Raw genomic sequence first — 1,022 nt, 5'->3', positions numbered from 1 at the left:
CTCCTTGCTGCCGAAGTCGTACACCGGCGCGAAGTAGGCCTTGCCCCAGGGCTGCTTGAACTCGGTGACGTCGGTGCCCATCTTCTGCCACGGCCCGTCGGCGGCGAAGTCGCGCCCGATGACGTTCTCGAACGTCTCGCCCACGACGCCCCTGTACGAGTTGTACCTATGGTAGTCGGTCTCGCGGCGGATGCCGCAGCGGACCCCCATCTCCCGCATCATCTTGAGCACGGTCTTGTAGGCTATGCGCGCGCCCAGCTCGGCGCGCAGGCACATGGCGACCTGGCGGTGGCCGCACCCGTTGGCCGTGCGCGAGAAGATCTCCGCCACCGCGTCCCGCAGCTCCGGGCGCGTCGGCCTGGCCGGGTGCGACAGCGCGTAGTAGTAGCTGGACCGGGCCATGCCGGCGCACTCCAGCAGGCGCCCCAGCTCGTATCCCTCCGCGCGCAGGGCGCTCACGGCCTCGACCTTCGCCCTGGTCAGAGCCCGTCCCTCTCGACCAGGGCACGCAATTTTTTTAGGTAGGCCACCTCGGTCTCGAGCCTTCGGCAGCGCTCCTCGAGCTCCTGCTCCCGGGTGCGCTCGCGCGCCCTGGGGCCGGACCCCTTCGGCCTGCCCCTGGGCTTGGGCCTGAGCGCCTCGGCGCCGCCCTCGCGGTAGAGCGCGCACCATCTCTTGAGTGGTGCCAAGGACATGACCCCGAACGCCTTCATGGCGTCCCGCTTGGCCATGCCGCCGTCGACCACGGCCGAGGCGGCGGCGACCTTCTGCTCGTATGTGTACCTGGTCTGCTTGCCGTCCATGGATAGCAGCACCTCGCTTCCGAACGACCGGTATACGTAGAGCCATTGTCTCACGGTGTTGCGCGGGACCGACAGCGCCTTCGCCGCCGACTCGAAGCCGTGCCCTCGCTCGAAGAGCCCGATCGCCGCCTTCCTGGCCTCGATGTCGTGTTTCACTCTCAAGTCGACACGCATAAAAAGCCTCCCATTTCTCGTGTCCAAGAAATGGGAGGCAGTTCA

The 1,022-nt window shown here is 67.3% G+C and carries 2 protein-coding genes; both read right to left on the bottom strand.

The window, feature by feature from the left end; all coding sequences use genetic code 11:
• Nucleotides 1–459 (bottom strand): IS3 family transposase (locus DW850_RS10305; protein WP_199575690.1); only part of this gene is annotated, 459 nt, incomplete at its 3' end.
• Between the two features lie 20 nt (nt 460–479).
• The gene (locus DW850_RS10055; protein ID WP_117786971.1) at nt 480–977 is read right to left on the bottom strand and encodes a helix-turn-helix domain-containing protein; all 498 of its coding nucleotides are present in this window, start codon (nt 975–977) and stop codon (nt 480–482) included.
• Nucleotides 978–1,022: the final 45 nt, after the last annotated feature.

Origin of the sequence: Collinsella sp. AM36-4AA, from assembly GCF_003467795.1 — a bacterium.
Classification (GTDB): Bacteria; Actinomycetota; Coriobacteriia; order Coriobacteriales; family Coriobacteriaceae; genus Collinsella.
Note: the sequence above shows the minus strand (reverse complement) of the source record. Positions and strands in the feature narration are given on the sequence as shown.